The sequence below is a fragment of the Catellatospora chokoriensis genome (assembly GCF_011297315.1).
GTDB lineage: Bacteria > Actinomycetota > Actinomycetes > Mycobacteriales > Micromonosporaceae > Catellatospora > Catellatospora citrea.
The window spans coordinates 240,435-254,541 of the sequence record NZ_JAAOTI010000014.1; the positions used below are offsets into that span (position 1 = coordinate 240,435).

General features: G+C 73.6%; 15 protein-coding genes. 5 read left to right on the forward strand and 10 right to left on the reverse strand.

Annotation, left to right across the window (positions count from 1 at the left end; genetic code table 11):
- Positions 1 to 14 precede the first annotated feature (14 nt).
- Together HAV39_RS22340 and HAV39_RS22345 are read left to right on the forward strand one after the other, a co-directional pair.
- Positions 15 to 1,025: an alpha/beta hydrolase family protein gene (locus HAV39_RS22340; protein ID WP_191841094.1), complete on the forward strand. Its 1,011-nt coding sequence runs from the start codon at positions 15 to 17 to the stop codon at positions 1,023 to 1,025.
- On the forward strand, positions 1,022 to 1,738 hold the full coding sequence (locus tag HAV39_RS22345; protein ID WP_191841095.1) for a 4'-phosphopantetheinyl transferase family protein: 717 nt from the start codon (positions 1,022 to 1,024) through the stop codon (positions 1,736 to 1,738). The genes HAV39_RS22340 and HAV39_RS22345 overlap by 4 nt, the downstream gene beginning before the upstream one ends.
- On the opposite strand, the gene HAV39_RS22350 is transcribed toward HAV39_RS22345, so the two are convergent.
- The 3 genes from HAV39_RS22350 to HAV39_RS22360 all read right to left on the reverse strand — a co-directional run bounded on the left by HAV39_RS22350 (position 1,717) and on the right by HAV39_RS22360 (position 4,907).
- A complete protein-coding gene (locus tag HAV39_RS22350) occupies positions 1,717 to 3,168 on the reverse strand; it encodes an SDR family oxidoreductase (protein ID WP_191841096.1) in 1,452 nt (483 codons plus the stop codon). The two genes, HAV39_RS22345 and HAV39_RS22350, sit on opposite strands and share 22 nt — an antisense overlap.
- A gap of 282 nt (positions 3,169 to 3,450) precedes the next feature.
- On the reverse strand, positions 3,451 to 3,675 hold the full coding sequence (locus tag HAV39_RS22355; RefSeq protein ID WP_191841097.1) for a ferredoxin: 225 nt from the start codon (positions 3,673 to 3,675) through the stop codon (positions 3,451 to 3,453).
- A complete protein-coding gene (locus HAV39_RS22360; RefSeq protein ID WP_308440837.1) occupies positions 3,672 to 4,907 on the reverse strand; it encodes a cytochrome P450 in 1,236 nt (411 codons plus the stop codon). Before HAV39_RS22360 ends, HAV39_RS22355 begins: the two co-directional genes overlap by 4 nt.
- A gap of 102 nt (positions 4,908 to 5,009) precedes the next feature.
- Between HAV39_RS22360 and HAV39_RS22365 the strand changes: the two genes are divergently transcribed.
- Positions 5,010 to 6,644, forward strand: coding sequence for a serine hydrolase (locus HAV39_RS22365; protein ID WP_203736060.1), 1,635 nt, complete (start codon positions 5,010 to 5,012; stop codon positions 6,642 to 6,644).
- Positions 6,645 to 6,696: 52 nt separating this feature from the next.
- Here the strand turns inward: HAV39_RS22365 and HAV39_RS22370 are convergent, their stop codons facing one another.
- From HAV39_RS22370 to HAV39_RS22380, 3 genes are read right to left on the reverse strand one after another with little or no spacing between them, the layout of a single operon-like run.
- Positions 6,697 to 7,794, reverse strand: coding sequence for a serine hydrolase domain-containing protein (locus HAV39_RS22370; RefSeq protein ID WP_191841099.1), 1,098 nt, complete (start codon positions 7,792 to 7,794; stop codon positions 6,697 to 6,699).
- Complete coding sequence (locus HAV39_RS22375; protein WP_191841100.1) at positions 7,791 to 8,402, reverse strand: TetR/AcrR family transcriptional regulator; 612 nt, start codon at positions 8,400 to 8,402, stop codon at positions 7,791 to 7,793. The genes HAV39_RS22370 and HAV39_RS22375 overlap by 4 nt, the downstream gene beginning before the upstream one ends.
- A gap of 48 nt (positions 8,403 to 8,450) precedes the next feature.
- Entirely contained in the window at positions 8,451 to 8,729 is a 279-nt protein-coding gene (locus HAV39_RS22380) for a hypothetical protein (RefSeq protein ID WP_191841101.1), read from the reverse strand.
- A 105-nt stretch (positions 8,730 to 8,834) separates the two neighbouring features.
- Between HAV39_RS22380 and HAV39_RS22385 the strand changes: the two genes are divergently transcribed.
- Positions 8,835 to 9,596 (forward strand): class I SAM-dependent methyltransferase, encoded by a 762-nt coding sequence (locus HAV39_RS22385; protein ID WP_203736059.1) that lies wholly within the window; start codon positions 8,835 to 8,837, stop codon positions 9,594 to 9,596.
- A gap of 3 nt (positions 9,597 to 9,599) precedes the next feature.
- On the opposite strand, the gene HAV39_RS22390 is transcribed toward HAV39_RS22385, so the two are convergent.
- Positions 9,600 to 10,169 (reverse strand): helix-turn-helix domain-containing protein, encoded by a 570-nt coding sequence (locus HAV39_RS22390; protein WP_191841103.1) that lies wholly within the window; start codon positions 10,167 to 10,169, stop codon positions 9,600 to 9,602.
- A 232-nt stretch (positions 10,170 to 10,401) separates the two neighbouring features.
- Here HAV39_RS22390 and HAV39_RS22395 point away from each other — a divergent pair, with 232 nt between their 5' ends.
- Positions 10,402 to 11,643: a benzoate/H(+) symporter BenE family transporter gene (locus HAV39_RS22395; protein WP_191841104.1), complete on the forward strand. Its 1,242-nt coding sequence runs from the start codon at positions 10,402 to 10,404 to the stop codon at positions 11,641 to 11,643.
- On the opposite strand, the gene HAV39_RS22400 is transcribed toward HAV39_RS22395, so the two are convergent.
- The 3 genes from HAV39_RS22400 to HAV39_RS22410 form a co-directional block, all read right to left on the reverse strand.
- Positions 11,525 to 12,280: an alpha/beta fold hydrolase gene (locus tag HAV39_RS22400; RefSeq protein ID WP_308440847.1), complete on the reverse strand. Its 756-nt coding sequence runs from the start codon at positions 12,278 to 12,280 to the stop codon at positions 11,525 to 11,527. The genes HAV39_RS22395 and HAV39_RS22400 overlap by 119 nt on opposite strands.
- Positions 12,281 to 12,605: 325 nt before the next feature.
- Entirely contained in the window at positions 12,606 to 13,286 is a 681-nt protein-coding gene (locus HAV39_RS22405; RefSeq protein WP_191841106.1) for a hypothetical protein, read from the reverse strand.
- Positions 13,283 to 14,020 carry an ATP-binding cassette domain-containing protein gene (locus tag HAV39_RS22410; RefSeq protein ID WP_191841107.1) on the reverse strand — a complete coding sequence of 246 codons (738 nt, stop codon included), beginning with the start codon at positions 14,018 to 14,020 and terminating at the stop codon, positions 13,283 to 13,285. The genes HAV39_RS22405 and HAV39_RS22410 overlap by 4 nt, the downstream gene beginning before the upstream one ends.
- Between the last annotated feature and the right edge of the window lie 87 nt (positions 14,021 to 14,107).

Consider the following 14,107-nt stretch of genomic DNA (forward strand, 5'->3'; position numbering starts at 1 on the left):
GTAGAGTCGGCGGCGTGCCGGACCGTCGTGCCCCCCTCCGCCTGCTCGCCCTGTGCCTGGTGGCCAGCGTCGCCGCGTGCTCCTCGCCGGCCCCCGAAACACCCGTGTTCGCCCAGCCCAGCGGCACCGCCGCGGCCTCGGGCGCGACCGCTGCCGCGCCGTCCGCCGCGCCGTCGCCGAGCGCGAGCGTGCGCCCGTCCGCATCGCCGGTGGTGCGGTCCGCGCCGAAGAGCGCGCTGGCCGTGGGGGTGCGCACGCTGAAGTTCTCCCGCGGCGACCGCGCCCTGCCGACCACCGTCTGGTATCCGGCCACCGGCAAGGCGGGCGGATCGCCGCGCAAGGACGCCGCGGCCGCCGCCGGGCGCTTCCCGGTGGTGCTGTTCAGCCACGGCCTGCACGGGCTGCCCGCGAGCTACCAGCAGATCACCACGCGGCTGGCCGCCGCGGGCTTCGTCGTGGCCGCCCCGGCCTACCCGTTCACCAACCGCGACGCCAACCCGTTCAAGCCGACCGACATGGAGAACCAGCCCGCCGACGCCTCCGCGGTGCTGACGGCGCTGCTGAAGCTGGACGGCAAGGCCGGCGACCTGCTGGCCGGGCACCTCGACGGGGGCCACCTCGGCGTGGCGGGCCACTCCGCCGGCGGGTTCACCTCGGCGGGCATGCTGGCCAACACCCGCGACACCCGCGTCGACGCGGCGATCGTGATCTCGGGCGGCTCGATGGGGACGTTCCGCGGCACGCGCACCCCGGTGCTGTTCGTGCACGGTGACGCCGACGCCGTGGTGAGCTACCAGACCGGGCGGAACGCGTACGGCGCGACGTCCTGGCCGCGCGCCTTCCTGACGCTGCTGGGCGGTGACCACGGCGCGTTCCTCGGGCCCGGCGCGAAGGGCTTCGACCAGACCATCAAGACGATGACCGATTTCCTGCGCTGGACGCTCTGGGGCGACGCCGCGGCCAAGGCGCGGCTGTCGGCCGACGGCACCCGCGCGGGCGTGGCGAAGTTCGAGGCGAAGCTGTGAGCATTCCGCGCCCCGGTCAATGCCACGTGTACTGGGCCGATCCGGCCGACGAGCAGCCCTGGCACCAGCGGCTGCTGAGCGAGAGCGAGCGGGCGCGGCGCGAGTCGCTGCGCAGGCCTGAGGACCGCGCGCGGCAGACCGTGGCCGCGGCGCTGCTGCGCCTGCTGGCCGGGCGGTTCCTGGGCGAGAAACCCGCGGCGGTACGCGTCGAGCGTGCCTGCACCGACTGCGCGGTCCCGCACGGCCGCCCGACCGTGCCCGGCGGGCCGGACGTGTCGGTGTCGCACTCGGGCGACCGGATCGCGGTCGTGTTGAGCCTGGCCGGACCGGTCGGCGTCGACGTGGAGCAGGCCCAGCCGCAGCGCGACATCCTCGGGGTGGCCCGGCTGGCGCTGTCCGAGGCGGAGCTGGCCGCCTCCGCGCCGCTGGACCGGGACGGCTTCTACACGTACTGGACGCGCAAGGAGTCGGTGCTCAAGGCCACCGGCGACGGGCTGCGGGTGGCCATGACCAAGATCGAGGTGTCGGCGCCGGCGCAGGCCCCGCGCCTGCACCGCTTCGACGGGCGGCCCGACGTGGTCGCCGCGGCCAGCATGTTCACCATCACGCCGGGGGCGGGCTACCAGGGTGCGCTGACCGTGCTCGGCACGCCGTCGGCGGTCACCGAGCACGAGGCGTCAGAGCTGCTGCGTCACCAGGCCGAGGGCTTGTAGTCCTTCAGGAAGCAGCCGTACAGGTCCTCGCCGAGTTCGCCGCGCACGATCGGGTCGTACACCCGGGCCGCACCGTCGACCAGGTCCAGCGGGGCGTGGAAGCCCGCGTCCGCGAGGCGGATCTTGGTCGGGTGCGGGCGCTCGTCGGTGATCCAGCCGGTGTCGACCGCGGTCATCAGGATGCCGTCGTCGAGCATCTCCCCGGCGCTGGTGCGGGTCAGCATGTTCAGCGCGGCCTTGGCCATGTTCGTGTGCGGGTGGCCCGGCCCCTTGTACTTGCGGCTGAACTGCCCCTCCATCGCCGACACGTTCACCACGTACTTGCGGCGCGCCGGGGACGCGGCCATCGCCGCGCGCAGCCGGGCGACCAGCACGAACGGGGCGGTGACGTTGCACAGCTGCACTTCGAGCAGCTCGATCGGGTCGACCTCCTGCACCACCTGCACCCAGCTGTTGCTGGGGTCGAGGTCGGGCACCAGGCCGCCGGCGTCGATGGCCGAGCCGTCGGCGATCCGCTCCAGGCTCGCCCCGCCGGTGGTCAGCGCCAGCGAGGTGACCAGCTCCGGGCTCAGCTGCTGGTGCGGCATGGCCTGGATGGCCGCCGCGGCCGGGCTCGACCCGGTGTAGTGGCCGAAGCTGATCAGCTCGGGCAGCGGCCCGTCCGGCAGCGGGGCCGACTCGGCGGCCAGCAGTTGCGCGTACGCCTGCGGCGACCGGCGCACGGTCTGCGCCGCGTTGTTGATCAGGATGTCCAGCGGGCCCTGCGCCGCGACGGAATCGGCCAGCGCCACGACCTGGGCCGGGTCGCGCAGGTCGATGCCGACGATGCGCAGCCGGTGCAGCCACTCGCCGCTGTCCGGCATCGCCTGGAAGCGGCGCACCGCGTCCGACGGGAACCGGGTGGTGATCGTGGTGTGCGCGCCGTCGCGCAGCAGCCGCAGCGCGATGTACATGCCGATCTTGGCGCGGCCGCCGGTGAGCAGCGCGCGGCGGCCGGTCAGGTCGGCGCGGGCGTCACGGCGGGCGTGGTTCAGCTCCGCGCACGGCGGGCACAGCTGGTGGTAGAACGCGTCCACCTGGGTGTAGCGGTCCTTGCAGATGTAGCAGGCCCGCGCCTGGCGCAGGTGCCCGGCGACGTCGCCCTTGGTGGGGGAGGTCAGCCCGAAGACGCCCGCGGTCTCGTCGTCGATGCGGCCCGGCGCGCCCGTGGCGGTCGCCGCGGTCACCGCCTCGTCCGCGGCGAGGATCTCCTCGCGCTTGTCCCGGCGGCGCTGCTGCTTGACGGTCTTGAACAGCCGCCCGACCGCGCGGCGCACCGCGACCGCGTCGGGGTGCTCGGTCGGCAGGCTCTCGACCTGGGCCAGCACGCTCAGGCACACCTCGAGACGCGCAGCGTCGATCCCGGTGCGCTCCTGCTCGCTGATCGTCATCCCTGTCGCCCGTTCCCGTGCTCGCCTGCTGCCTCGCCCGGAAACTGTACGCAAGCGCACGCACGATGGCCGAACCAGCCGCCGAACCCACCCCGCGACTGTCGCCCATCTCACCCGCCCCGCCCCCATCCAGCCTGGGCCGAGTCGGCCGGTGTCGCGCCGCCCGCGTCCCGCCTTGAATGGACGCTGGCCTATTACATCGAGTTTGATCTCGAAATACTCGATGTAATAGGCCAGCGTCCATCGAAAACGGGGTGGCGGCTGTGCCCGAGGACGGGCGGGTCAGGCGGGGGCGATGGTGGTGCCGGTGGTGGGGTCGGTGATGAGGATGGCTTCGACGGGGCAGCAGTCGGCGGCGTCGCTGACCGCCTCGTCGGGGTCGACCAGGTCACGCAGGGGCGTGGACTTCTTGTCGACGAGGGCGAAATAGTCGGGCGCGGTGCCCGCGCACAGGCCGGACCCGATGCAGCGGTCCCGGTCGACCGCGACCTTCCACTGCCCGCTCACCAGCGCACCGGCAGTTCCTGGAGACCCCGCACCAGCATGCCCTTCTTCCACGGAAGTTCCTCTTCGGCAACGGCCAGTTCGAGGTTCGGGAAACGGGTGATCAGGGATTGCAGCGCGACCTGCAGCTCCATCCGGGCCAGCTGGGCGCCGACGCAGTGGTGCGGGCCGTGCCCGAAGCCGAGGTGCGGGTTGCTCTCGCGGTGGAAGTCCAGCTCGTCGGGGTGCTCGAAGACCTTGTCGTCGCGGTTGGCGGAGGCCAGCGCGCCGAGCACGGGCTCACCGGCGCGCACCAGCACGTCGCCGACCATGACGTCCTCGGTGGCGTAGCGGGCGAACGCGGCGGCCGTGCCCAGCGGCACGTACCGCATCAGCTCGTCGACCGCGGCGGGGACCAGCGACGGGTCCGCCCGCAGCTCGGCGAACCGGTCGGGGTTGGTGAGCAGCACGTACACGAAGTTGGGCAGCTGGGTGACCGTGGTCTCGTGCCCGGCGGCGAGCAGGCCGGCCGACAGCTGCACCAGCTCGGCCTCGGTGAGCCGGTCGTTGTCCTCGTCGCGGGCCTTGACCATCGCGCCGAGCAGGTCGTCGGTCTCGTGCTCGCGGCGCTGGGCGATCAGGCCGGCGATGTACGCGTGCAGGTTGCCGAGGTATTCCATGATCTGCTGCGGGGTGAGCGAGGTGGTCGAGATGATCGCCTCGGACCACAGCTGGAACCGGTCGCGGTCGGCGAAGGGCACGCCGAGCAGCTCGCAGATGACGGTGACGGGCAGCGGGGTGGCGAAGTGCTCGACCAGGTCGGCGGGGGAGCCGAGCGCCTGCATGCCGTCGATCAGCTCGTCGGCGATCTCCTGGGTGCGCGGGCGCAGCGTCTCGACGCGGCGGGCGGTGAACGCCTTGGCGATGAGCTTGCGCAGCCGGGTGTGCTCCGGTGGGTCCATCGCGAGCATGCCCATCTCGCCCTGGTGCGGGTGGGTGCGCGGCTCGTCGCGCCCGACGCTGGCGGCGCGGCTGAACCGGGCGTCGCCGAGGACGAGGCGCACGTCGTCGTAGCGGGTGGCGAGCCAGGCCTCCTCGCCGTACGGCAGGCGCACCCTGCTCAGCGGTTCGTTGTGGCGCAGCTGCTCGTAGAGCGGGTTCAGGTTGAGCCGGTCGGGGTCGCTGAACGGGTAAGTGCGGGCCGCCATGAGTTCGCCGGTCGACATCGTCGCCCCCTCGTGTGCGTACGAATTCAACTCTATGGATGGTAGTGTGGGTCGGTCCCGAAGTCGATGCCCATTCTATGAAAAAGCCGGATATTCAAGACGGTTCCGGCAAGAGTTGGCTTGACTGGGCACGTGACCACCATCCGCCGCCGCCGGACTTCGGCGGTGGCCGTGCTCGCGGTGCTGCTGGCCCTGGCCGCGTCCTCGGCCCGGCCGGACGCCCGGTCCGCGGCAGCCCAGCCCACGCCCGCACCCACGCCGGCGCCCAGCCCGTCGCTGGCGGCCGCGCCGGTTCCCCAGCAGCCGCCACTGCTCGACCAGGCCAAGGTGGATCACGCGGTGGCCCAGCTGGACGGGCTGGTGCAGGCGGCGATGACGCAGACGGGCGTGCCCGGGGTGGCCGTCGGCGTCGTCTACCGGGACAGGGTCGTCTTCGCCAAGGGGTACGGCGTCCGCAAGGTCGGCGAGCCCGGCGCGGTCGCCCCCGACACGGTGTTCCAGCTCGCCTCGCTGTCCAAGCCGCTGGCCTCCACCGTCGTCGCGGGCGTGGTCGGCGGCGGCAAGGTCGCCTGGGACGACCCGGTGATCAAGCACGATCCCGAGTTCGCGCTCAAGGATCCCTGGGTGACCCGCAACGTGACCGTGGCGGATCTGTTCGCGCACCGCAGCGGCCTGCCCGACCATGCCGGGGACCTGCTGGAGGACCTCGGCTTCGACCGCGCGTACATCCTGTCCCGGCTGCGGCTGGAGCCGCTCGCGCCGTTCCGGGCGAGCTACTTCTACACCAACTTCGGGCTGACCGCGGCCGCGCTGGCCGTGGCGAAGGCGGCCGGGCGCAGCTGGGAGGACCTGTCCGCGCAGACGCTCTACCGGCCGCTGGGCATGACCGACACCAGCTCCGAGTTCGCCGACTACGAGCAGACCCCGGACCGGGCCGTCGGGCACGTCAAGGTCGGCGACGCGTGGCAGGCGAAGTACGTGCGCGACCCGCAGGCGCAGAGCCCGGCCGGCGGGGTCAGCTCGACCGTCGACGACCTGAACAAGTGGATGCGGCTGCAGCTCGGCGGCGGCAAGGTCGACGGGAGGCAGGTCGTCGACGCGATGGCGCTGCAGGAGACGCACCTGCCGCACAGCGTCGCCGCGCCGCCGCGCGCCCCGGACGGCCCGGTCGGCTTCTACGGGCTGGGCCTCAACGTAGGCTACGACGAGTTCGGGCGGCTGCGGCTGGGCCACTCCGGGGCGTTCGACCTGGGCGCGGCCACCAACGTGACGATGCTGCCCGGCGAGGGGCTCGGCATCGTGGTGCTGACCAACGCGCAGCCGATCGGCGTGGCCGAGGCCGTCGCGTACAACTTCATGGACATCGCCTCCTACGGCCGGCAGCGGACCGACTGGCTGCCGTTCATGCTCGGCGTGCTGCAGAAGATGGAGAGCGCCGACACGTCCCGGACCGACTACGCGAAGCCGCCCGCGAACCCGGCGGCCGCCAGGCCGGTGTCGGCGTACGCCGGCAGCTACGCCAACGAGTACTACGGCCCGCTGACCGTCACCGCGCAGGGCGACCGGCTGACCATGACGCTCGGGCCGAAGCGGCAGGCGTTCCCGCTGACGCACTACGACGCGGACACCTTCAGCTACCAGACCACCGGCGAGAACGCGGTCGGCCTGGACGGGGTCACCTTCACCGTGGACGGCTCCGGCCCGGCGGAACAGCTGCGGGTCGCGCACCTGGACGCCGACGGCTGGGGCACCTTCACCCGCGGCTGACAACCGCCGCCGCCTGGGCCGCCGCGCTCTGCGGCAGCGCGCGCCGCTCGGGTCAGGCGGCGCGGCGGACCGCTTCGACGATCATCTCGCGTAGCCGCTCCATCGGGTCGCCGTCGCCGACGGCCAGCGCGTTCTTCGTCGCCGCCACGGCCAGCCCGAGTTCGGGCAGCGCCCCGGCCAGGCTGCCGCCGAGCCCGCCCACCCCGATCATCGGCCCGTCGACCGCGTAGCCGAGCGTCCACCGCACCGGCATGCCGAACGTCCACTCCGGACCCCTGGTGAGCGGCGTGCTGACCGCTTGCAGTCGCGCCGGGGAGATCAGGCGGACCCCGTCCACCTCGCCGAGCAGCGCCGCGTACATCCGGGCCGCGGCGCGGGCGCTCACCGTGCCCACCGCCGGGACGTCCGCGCGCAGGAAGGCGCGGTCGTTGCCGAGGTCGGCGTCGGGCCGCGTGCCGTGCGGCACCGCCCGGTCGAAGTTCGGCAGTTGCGCGCTGAGCTGCTTGAGCGCGTCCGACCAGCTCCGGTCGGACAGCACCGCGAGCCGGTCGAGATCGGCATCGGGTACGCCGAGCAGCAGTTCACCGGGCACGCCCAGCGGCGCGGCGACGTCGGCGGCCAGCACCTGCGACACCGTGCGGCCGGTGGCCCGGCGGACCGTCTCGCCGACCAGCCAGCCGTACGTCCACACGTGGTAGCCGTGCGCCGTGCCCGGCTCCCACACCGGCGTCGCGTCAGCCATGATCGCGCACATGCGGTCCCAGTCGGCGAGGTCCACGGCGGTCACGTCGGGCGGCAGCGCGGGCAGGCCCGCGGTGTGCGTGAGCGCGTGGCGCAGCGTCACGCCGGACTTGCCGTGCCGGGCGAACTCCGGCCAGACGTCGGCGATGCGCAGGTCGTAGTCGAGCCGGCCCTGCTCGGCCAGCACGTGCACCACGGTCGAGGTGAGCGCCTTGCCGGTGGAGAAGCTGAAGAACGGGGTGCCCGGCGAGACCGGCCGTCCCGTCGCGGGGTCGGCCAGCCCGGCGGCGACGTCGACGATCGGCTCGCCGTGCAGGTATGCGGCGACCTGCACGCCGGTCTCCTGCCCGGCGCCGACGAGGTCGTCGACGTGCTGCTGGACGCGCTGCTGAAGGTGGTGCCAGGTCATGGTGCGGTGGTGTCCTCTCGGGTGGGTCCCGCCGGGGGCATGGCGGGCCAGTGTGCGAGCAGCACGTGCAGCGCCTCGACGGCCCGCCGCCACGACTGCGCGACGTCGCGCGGGTGGCCGAAGCCGCCGGTGGCCTCCAGGCTCACGAACCCGTGGAACGTGCTGCGCAGCAGGCGCACCGCGTCGGTGAGGTCGGGTTCGGACAGTCCGTAGCCGCGCAGCATGCCGTAGGTCAGCTCGTAGGTGCGCCGGAACGCGACCGGGTCGGCGGTGACGAGTTCGGGCGGCAGCTGAAGCTGGGTGGCCGCGTACCGGCCGGGGTGGGCCAGGGCGTAGGCCCGGTAGGCGTCCGCGAACGCGATCAGCGCGTCGCGGCCGGACCGGCCCGCCACGGCCGCGCCGATCGCCTCGACCAGCTCGGCGGCCGCGAGCAGGGCGATGCGGTGCCGCAGATCCTGCAGGCTGCGGACATGGGAGTAGAGGCTCGCATCCTTCACGCCGAACCCGCGCGCGACCGCGGAGATCGTGACGTGGTCGAGCCCGGCGGTGTCCGCCAGGTCGGCCGCCGCCAGCGTCACCCGCTGCGCCGTGAGCCCTGCCCGTGCCATGAACCTAATGGTACTAGGTAACAGCCTAGGATGGCTAGGGAGTATGGCTCAGTCCACGTACGGCCGGACCAGGCCCGGGGCCGGCAGGTACGGCTCCCAGTAGACGATCTGCCAGGCCGCCTGGAGCGCGTCCTCGCACGGATAGGTGTGCCCGCACCGGTCGCAGATGCCCTGCACCTGCATGTGGTGCTCGCTCCAGCGCTGGCGGCCCTCGGCGACCATGGTCAGGGCGCGGCTCTGGATCGCCGTGCGGCCGACATAGGTCGTGCCGTGGGAGTTGCGCCGGACGTCGTTCGAGGATCTGGGTCGTGGCTGCGGCCGTACCATATGCCTTCTCCTGCCGTCATTCGGCATAACGCGGCACGGCGCGCAAAGGTGCCGAGCTGTCGTAAACCCGTTGCGCGGGCGTGCGCTCTGCGCTGGACTGGCCGGGTGAGATCGTTCGAGGAGTTGCTGGCGGAGGGCGCGAACGCGTCCGTGGACGGCTGGGATTTCGGCTGGTTCGCCGGGCGGGCCACCGAGCAGCGCCCGTCCTGGGGCTACGCGCGGATGCTGGCCGAGCGCGTCGGGACCGCGACCGCCGTGCTCGACGTGCAGACCGGCGGCGGCGAGGTGTACGCCGAGGTCCTGCACCGCGCGCCGCACCGCCCGGAGACCGTGGCCGCCACGGAGTCCTGGGCCCCGAACCTCGCGCTGGCCCGCCGGACCCTGGCCCCGCTGGGCGTCGCCGTCGCCGAGGCGGCCGACGGGGCGGAGCTGCCGTTCCCGGACGCGTCGTTCGACCTGGTGGCCAGCCGCCATCCGACCGTCACCAACTGGGCCGAGACGGCCCGCGTGCTCACCTCCGGTGGCTGCTACCTGTCGCAGCAGATCGGCGCGGGGTCGATGCGGGAGCTGAGCGAGTTCTTCCTCGGCCCCGTCGATCCGGGCACGGGCCGCCTGCCGGAGACCGTGGCCGCCGAGGCGCGGGCCGCCGGGCTGACCGTCACGGACCTGCGGCCGCAGGCGCTGCGCACCGAGTTCTACGACGTCGCCGCGGCGATCGTGTTCCTGCGCAAGGTGATCTGGACGGTCCCGGGCTTCTCCGTGGAGAAGCACCACGACCGCCTGGTCGCGATGGACCAGCGGATCCGCGCCGACGGCCGCTTCGTCGCCCACTCCCAGCGCTTCCTGCTCACCGCCCGCAAGCTCTGACCGTCAGGGGCGGGGGTAGCGGATGAGCAGGCTGGCGTGGACGGGACGGTCGCCGACGGCTTCGTAGAGGTGGGGGACGTCGGACTGCCAGTGGATGTGCTCGCCGGGGTGGGCGGTGAGCGGGGCGTCGGCGGGGCCGGCCCGCAGGACGCCGTCGAAGACGGTGATGTGCTCGGTCACCCCGGCGTGGTGCGCGGGTGAGTGCTGTGCGGCCCCGGGCGGGACGACCATCCGGTACAGCTCGTAGGTGACCGTGTCGTCTTCGAAGACCTGCAGCAGCGTGGCTTCGACGGCGGTGCCGCGCATCACGCCCGCCTGCTGCCCGGCCAGCAGCGCGGTGATCGGCACGCCGAGCGCGGCGGTCACCGACCACAGCGTGTCCAGGGTCGGGTTGCGGGTGCCGTTCTCCAGCCCCGACAGCGTCGCCTTGCCCACGTTCGCCCGGCGGGCCAGCTCCGACAGCGAGATCCCGGCCTGCTCCCGCAGGTGGCGCAGCCGTGGGCCGACGCCCTCGGCGCCCTGCTCCAGGGCCGGGGGCGGGCTGCTGCGGGCGGTTGCCGGACGCGCGCTCATGGAGCTATCGTGCACCACGAGCCCCGTTCCGTTTGCGGAACGATGCCTCAGGGCAACTCCGCGCAGCCTCGTTGTGCAACCCACCCGACTTTCATGGACGCTGGCCTATCTCGTGGAAATTTTGAGATCAAACTCGACGTAATAGGCCAACGTCTATGAAAAAGCGGGGTGGGTCGGCGCGGGCGGGTGTCGGCGGGTGGTGTGGGTGGGGTGCGGGCCGAGAGGGGTGGGTGTGGGTAGGGGAGTCTTGCAGCCGGTGCTGGCCGGGGTGGTCACGGCCGTGGTCGGGTTCGCGAGCACGTTCGCGGTGGTGCTGGCGGGGCTGCGGGCGGTCGGGGCCGACTCGCGTCAGGCGGCGTCAGGACTGCTGGCGGTATGCCTGGCCGCCGGCGCGACGGCGATCGTGCTGGGGCTGCGGCACCGCATCCCGATCAGCATCGCCTGGTCCACGCCGGGCGCGGCGCTGCTGGCCGCGACCGGCGCGGTCGACGGCGGGTTCGCCGCGGCGGTGGGCGCGTTCCTGGTCACCGGTGCGCTGATCGTCGCGTCGGGGCTGTTCCCGGCGCTGGGCCGGGCGATCGCGGCGATCCCGCGGCCGATCGCGGCGGCGATGCTCGCGGGTGTGCTGCTCGACCTGTGCATCGCCCCGGTCCGCGCGCTGGTCGACGTGCCGCTGCTGGCCGCGCCGATCGTGTTGGTGTGGCTGGTGCTGAACCGCTTCGCGCGGGCCTGGGCGGTGCCCGCCGCGCTGGCCGCGGCCGTGCTCGTGATCGTGCTGGACTCCCCGGCCGCGCTGCGCGGGGCCGCCGCCGCACCGGAGGTCGTGCTCACCGCGCCGGTGTTCACCTGGCAGGCGCTGGTGAGCCTGGCCGTGCCACTGTTCCTGGTCACCATGGCCTCGCAGAACGTGCCGGGTATGGCCGTGCTGCAGGGGTACGGCTACACCCCGCCGCTGCGCGGCGTGCTGCTCGGCACGGGGGCGGCCACGGCGGTCGCCGCGCCGTTCGGCTCGCACGCCGTGAACCTGGCCGCCATCACCGCCGCGCTGGCCGCCGGTCCCGACGCGCACCCCGATCCGCGGCGGCGCTGGATCGCGTCGGTGACCGCGGGCATCGGCATGATCACGCTCGGGCTCGGCGCGAGCGCGGCGACGGCGTTCGTGCTCAGCTCGCCGCCGCTGCTGATCGAGGCGGTGGCGGGCCTGGCCCTGCTCGGCGCGCTCGGCGCGGCGATCGCGTCGGCGACCGCCGAGGCGCAGGGCCGGGAGGCGGCGGTGGTCACCTTCGTGGTGACCGCGTCGGGCGTGGCGCTGCTCGGGGTCGGCGCGGCCTTCTGGGGCCTGCTGGCCGGCGGCCTCATGCTGCTGCTGCGGCCTCGCTCAGGAACGACTCCACCGTCGCCGCGAACGTCCGCGGATCGTCCACCCACGGAAAGTGACCCGACGCCGGCTGCACCGTCAGCCGTGCCGAGCTGAGCCGCCCGGCCAGCGCGCGTACGGCGTGGCGGGTGGGCCAGATGTCGTGCTCGCCGACCACGAGCAGCGTCGGCACGGCCGACTCGGCCAGCCTGTCCGGCAGCGCCGGATCGGGCTCGTAACCGGCGTAGAAGCCGTCGGTGGCGGGCTTGGCGAACTCGGCCGGCTCGGCGGCGGCCTGCGCCTTCGCGGCGTCGTTCCACTGCCCGTAGAGCAGCGGGGCGGACAGCCGGCGCAGACGTTCCAGGTCCTCGTCGTCGGCGGCCTCGGCGGTGAGCGCGGCGGCCGCCTCGTCGATCCACGGCTCGTGCGAGCGCTCTGCCAGCACGTGCGCCACGTCCAGATCGGACGGCAGGCCGAGCACGCGCAGCGACGGGTCGACGATGACCAGGCGGCGCAGCCGCTGCGGGTGCTGGTCGGCGTACAGGAAGCACACGCCGCCGCTGGCCGAGTGGCCGAACAGGTCCATGGTGTGCAAGTCGAGGTGGGCGCGCAGCGCCTCGACGTCGTCGGCGATGCGGTCCACCCGGTAGGTGGCCGGGTCGGCGGGCACGGCGGAGTCGCCCGTGCCGCGGTTGTCGAGCAGGATCAGCGTCCGGGTCGCGGACAGCCCACCCAGCTCACCGAGGTATCGCACCGCCTGCCCCGGCCCGCCCGGCACACACACGAGCGGCGGCCCGTCCCCGACGACCCGGTAGACGAGCTCGGTCCCATCCCATGATCGAAAGCTAGGCACCCGCCCCATTCTGCCAGCACCTCCTGCCGCACCTCTTGAGGCGTTGCGCCCACCCTCCTGCCGCAACTCTTGAAGAGTCGCGCCCTTCGAGGCGCACGGAGGGCGCAACTCTTCAAGAGTTGCGCCTCGGGGCGGGCACCGCGGGTCGGCGGGCGAGGCGGGCCGCGGGGTGGCGGCGTGGGTTGGCGGGCGGTGGGACCGCGGCACCGTGGGGTGGTGGGGCGGGTCAGGTGCGGGTGCGGCGGAGGTGGGCGTAGGTGTAGGCGGCGGCAGCAGTCCACAGGGCCGCTTGCGCGGTCAGGGTGAGGGCGGTGAGGGTGGAGCCGCCGGAGGTGGTGAAGCGGGTGGCGGCCATCAGGGGCGGCACCAGCCAGGGGGCGGGGGAGCCCTGTAAGCCCAGCACGATCGCGAGGACGGAGCCGGTGACCAGGACGGCCGCGCCCGTGCCCGCCGTGCGGGTGACCGCGCGGCTGGACAGCGCGCCCAGGGCGACGGCCGGTCCCAGCGCCAGCAGGTGCACGCCCAGTCCGATCAGGAGGATGCGCGGGAGGCTGTCCGGCCCGGTCTTGACGCTGCCCGAGATCCACGGCACGGCCAGCGCGACGGCGATGGTGCCGAGCCCGGCAGCGGCGGCGGCCAGCAGCCCGGCGACGATCTCGCGCCGGGCCGAGCCGAGCGCCACGCGGGCCAGCCGGCGCTGCACGTCCGGCTCGACGTCCAGCAGGATCTTCGTCTGCCAGGCCAGCAGGGGGAAGACGACCAGGGCGGAGACGCCGTATGCCTCACGGGCCTCGGCCTGCCCGCCGCCGTAGAGGACCGACAGCACCGCGAGCGCGGCGATCAGGGGCGCGACGGCCCGGCCGGTGCGGACGAAGCCGTGCAGCCGCATCCTGGCCAACGCGATCACGAGCCCACCTCTTCGCGTACCCGCAGCACCTGATGCCCCTGCTCGCGCAGGCGCGCGACGGCGCCGGCCAGGTCGGCGGCCTCGACCGCCACCTCGACGACGCAGCGCTGCCCGGTGTCGGGTGCGGCCGTGGTCAGCGTGCCGTCGGCGACGGTCCACGTCGCCGCGCCGGGCAGCCGCACGGTCTCCCCGCGATGGTCGCTGACCAGCACCGAGCCGCCGCGCGCGACGACCTCCAGGACGATCCCGGGGACGAGTTCGCGGGTCGCGGCGTCCAGGCCCTCCCACGGCTCGTCGAGGATCAGCAGGTCCGGCGGGGCGAGCAGAGCCTGGGCCAGGCCGACCTTCTGGGCGGTGCCCTTGGACAGTTCGGGCAGTTTGACGTCGCGGAAGCGGCCGAGGCCGAGTCGCTGCACCCACTCGTCGACGGCCCGGGTGGCGGCGGCGGGGCGGAGCCCGCGGACCGCGGCCATGGCGCTCAGGTAGCCGGTGACGGTGCCGGTCTGGTCGGCGGGAAAGCGTTCCGGGACCCAGCCCACGGTGGCGGGGCGGTCGGTGACCCGGCCCCGGGTCGGGCGCAGCACCCCTGCGATCAGCTGGAGCAGGGTGGACTTTCCGGCGCCGTTGCGGCCCAGCACCACCACGATGCCGCCGGGTTCCACCCGGGCCGTGACGGCTTGCAGGACCCACGGGGTGCCGCGGTGGTAGCGCAGCCACACGTCGTCGAGATGCACCGGGCGATTGTGTCACCGCCCGTGCCGTACCGGCTATGGATGATCTTGGAAGTGGTCCGGGCGGGTGGCGAGCGGGGACATAGGATG